The 3448-nt window shown below is 68.8% G+C and carries 3 protein-coding genes and 1 pseudogene; 1 reads left to right on the top strand and 3 read right to left on the bottom strand.

All coding sequences use genetic code 11. The annotated features are described in order from the left end of the window. Positions 1-365, bottom strand: a pseudogene (locus VF794_RS06455) (alpha-ketoglutarate-dependent dioxygenase AlkB); the annotation flags it as partial. Positions 366-493: 128 nt separating this feature from the next. Between VF794_RS06455 and VF794_RS06450 the strand changes: the two are divergent. Beyond that, positions 494-1132, top strand: coding sequence for an SRPBCC family protein (locus VF794_RS06450; RefSeq protein WP_331108302.1), 639 nt, complete (start codon positions 494-496; stop codon positions 1130-1132). A 52-nt stretch (positions 1133-1184) separates the two neighbouring features. On the opposite strand, the gene VF794_RS06445 is transcribed toward VF794_RS06450, so the two are convergent. Beyond that, on the bottom strand, positions 1185-2930 hold the full coding sequence (locus VF794_RS06445) for a serine/threonine protein kinase (RefSeq protein WP_331108301.1): 1746 nt from the start codon (positions 2928-2930) through the stop codon (positions 1185-1187). Between the two features lie 51 nt (positions 2931-2981). Next, a partial coding sequence (locus VF794_RS06440; RefSeq protein WP_331108300.1) for a hypothetical protein occupies positions 2982-3448 on the bottom strand: 467 nt, incomplete at its 5' end.

Below are 3448 nucleotides of genomic sequence, written 5' to 3'. Positions count from 1 at the left end.
CCGCGGAACATCCGGCGCGCGAGCTGCTCCACCTTGTCCACCTGGCGCTGGAGCACCGCCGGGAAGGGCTCGGCCTTCACGCAACGGTCCTTCACGCCCTTGGGAGGGCGGTAGTAGTCGAGGCAGGCGAACTGCCAGTTACCCAGCCAGTACACGGGACGCAGCAGCCGCCGCTGCGACTGCCCCGGGGGAGGCGGGAAGTGCTTCGAGTAGCGCTCCTCCCAGAGCGGGTGCAGGGTACCCAGCCAGGAGAGGATCTCCGTGCGATCCGCCGCCGAGAGGAAGCTCGCGTTGTAATGGTGGCCCGGCGTGCGCTGGCGTGCCTTCTGGGCAAGCGAGCGACCGTAGCGAGGGGGGAGTGCCATGCGTGCTCCCCGCACTACCACAGGTGCTTCCCATTTTGCCGGCCCGTTGAGGACAAGTCTGGGCAGCCAGGGCGTGTCTGGGCATACTGGACGCGGGCTTCCCCCAGCCTCTGGAGAAAGAAGAAGGAATGTTCAAGAAGATCCTGTTCGCGCTCGCGATCCTCATCACGGGCTTCGTCGTCCTGGTCTCGCGGCAGCCGTCCACCTTCCGCATCGAGCGGTCGCTCACCATGGCCACCCCCGCCGACCTGCCCTTCGGGCTGGTGAACGACTTCCACCGCTGGCACTTCTGGTCGCCGTGGGACGCGATGGACCCGCAGATGAAGAAGACCTTCGACGGGCCGTACGCGGGCCCCGGCGCCACCTACGCCTGGTCCGGCAATGACAAGGTCGGTCAGGGGAAGATGACCATCCTGGACGCCAAGCCGTACGAGCGCATCAACATCCAGCTCGAGTTCCAGAAGCCCTGGGAGGCCGTCAACGCCACCACCTTCACGTTCCAGCCCGCGGCCGAGGGCAGCGTCACGGTGAGCTGGATCATGGAGGGTCACAACACCTTCGTGGGCAAGGCCTTCTCCCTGTTCATGGACATGGACGGGATGATCGGTAAGGACTTCGAGAAGGGCCTCGCCAGCATCAAGACGCTGACCGAGCAGGAGGCGAAGAACCGGCTCGAGCGTGAAGCCAAGGCCAAGGCGGAGGCCGAGGCGGCTGCCCAGGCCCCCGCCCCCACCGACGCGCCCCAGGCGACCACGACCACGCCCTGAACCACGCGCCGTCAACCGCTGCGCCTCCTCCCTCCCGGGAGGAGGCCAGGGGTCAGGGCGTGTCCTGGGCGGTCGAGGTGGGCTGCTCCTCGAAGTCCACGTTGAGCACCATGCGCTTGTCCCCCGGCACCCAGAGGGACTTGCGCCAGACGGCTCCATTCAAGGTGACGAGCAGCTCGTGCTCGCCCTCGGGAATCGACAGCTCCGAGCGCGGCGCCGGCCCTATCTCCCGCCCGTCGAGCGTGAGCTGGGACCCGCTGGGAGCGAGCACCAGCACCGAGCCCATGCCCAGGCGGATGCGGAAGATCCCCGAGCCCGTGGGACGCACGTCGATCATCCGGGCCGTCCGGTAGCCCAGCTCGGCGTTGACCAGGGTCAGGGTATGGCGGCCGTACGGGAGCGGAACCGTCAGCGGTGTACGGCCAAGCGCCCGGCCCGCGATGGACACATCCGCCTCGGGCGTCACGGAGAGCTCGACCATCATGGTGGGCACGCTGGCCGGCGGCGCGACGGGCGTTCCCGCGTCGACCTTGCTCGGGACGCTCACCACCTGGACGCCCGCGTCCAGCGGCTCCAGAGCCGGGGCCGGGGCCGGGGGCTCCACGACGGGAGCCGGGGTCGCCACCACGCCCGCGTCCTCGGGCACCACGAGCGCGGGCTCCACCCGGTTGCCCAGGAGGGCGCCGACCACGCCCGCGATCAGCAGGACCCCGAGGGCGACGCCCAGGAACACCGGCGAGCGTGACGGGCGCGCGGGCGCGACAGCCACCGGGACCGGGGGAACGGGAGCGGCGGGGGGCACCACCACCGGGTCAGGAGCCCTCACCAGGGGGACGCCGATCGGCGTCGGGGACCGCGAAGGAGCGTGGCGTGTCACCGCCTCGATCCCCTTCTCGATCATCTTCCTGCGGGCGGTGCGGGCCTCGCTGTCCGAGGGGATCAGCGTCGTGAGGAACTCGGCGAAGGCCGCGTGGGTGGGCAGCTCGCCGACGACGGCCACCAGGGCCTCGCGGAAGGCCAGGGCGCTCGGGTAGCGCTCGCCGGAGCGCTTCGACGTGGCGCGCCGCACCACCTCATTGAGGGCGAGTGGAATCTCCGTTGGGAGGGGCGGCAGCGGGCGGGAGAGGATGGCCTTGTCGGGCTCCAACGAGTCCTGGAAGGGCTTGCGTCCCGAGAGGCACTCATAGAGCAGCAGGCCCAGGAGGAACACATCCGTCAGGACGGAGGAGGCCTCCCGACCGCCCATGAGCTGCTCGGGGGCGATGTACAGGCGTCGGTTGCGCACCCGGCGACCATTGCCCTCCCGAGGAGCCACCCCGAGCGCACCGTAGCCCGTCACCTTGCACACACCATTGAAGGAGACCATGACGGTCTCCGGGCGCAGGTCGCCGTGGACGAGCGGAGTCCCGTCATCGGTGCCCGCCACATGGGCGTAGTGGACGCCCATGGCGACGTCGGCGGCGACGAGCGCGGCCAAGGGAGGCGGCAGGCGGGGGCTGGCCTCCAAAATCCGGCGCAGGGGTTCACCGTCAGCGAACTCCGTTACACGGGCGAGCTGGTTGTCCAGGGCCGCCAGTCCGTGCACGCGGAGGATGTTGGGGTGCTCGAAGACGACGGCGCGTGCCGTCTCACGCTGGAGGCGAGCCACCTGCGTTGGATCCCGCGCCACCTCGGGCGGAGCCCACACCAGCACGACAGGCCGCGGTGGGGCACCGTTCTCGAGAGCCAGAGCGAGGAAGGCACGGGAGCCCTCGCCCGAGAGCAGAGGGCCGAGCGGCTGATAATGAACCTGACGCATCAGGTCGAATGCTAGAGCCTCTGGCCCCCCCAGCGCCACTATCCCCCCGTCCTACCTCACCTGGATCCCGAGCGGCCACGACTTCTGCCCGGTGTAGATCGGCTTCAGTTGGAGGCTGTTGTCCTGGCCCGTGACGAGGTGGTTCTCCCAGGGCCGCCAATCCCTATCGAGATCGGCTGGCCGCCCGACCACCATCCCCGCCATGGCCTCACCCGGCGTATAGACATTCCCTGTCAGGGCGCCGCTGTATCTCACCGGGACACGGGGATGATAGCCTTTGACATGGTACGCGCGGCATTCCCTGGGCTCGAGCACCATCGTCTCGGACCAGTCCTCACTCTCTTCGAGGACCTGATAGGAGAACGCGGCGTCCGTCATGTTGCAGGTCCTGATGACCCGCTCGACCGGCAGATTGTCCTGGGTGGTAATCCCCAAGAAGGTCGTCTCCATGGACTTCAGGATGTTCTTCTGCAGTTCCTGAAGCTCCAGGTTGAGCCGTTCATGCTCCTGGAGCCGTT

Source organism: Archangium sp., assembly GCF_036389735.1.
Lineage (GTDB): Bacteria > Myxococcota > Myxococcia > Myxococcales > Myxococcaceae > Archangium.
Note: the sequence above shows the minus strand (reverse complement) of the source record. Positions and strands in the feature narration are given on the sequence as shown.

Coding starts and splice junctions, on each gene's coding strand:
- VF794_RS06450 (WP_331108302.1), top strand. CDS start 494: ATGTTCAAGAAGATCCTGTTCGCGCTCGCGATCCTCATCACGGGCTTC.
- VF794_RS06445 (WP_331108301.1), bottom strand. CDS start 2,930: ATGCGTCAGGTTCATTATCAGCCGCTCGGCCCTCTGCTCTCGGGCGAG.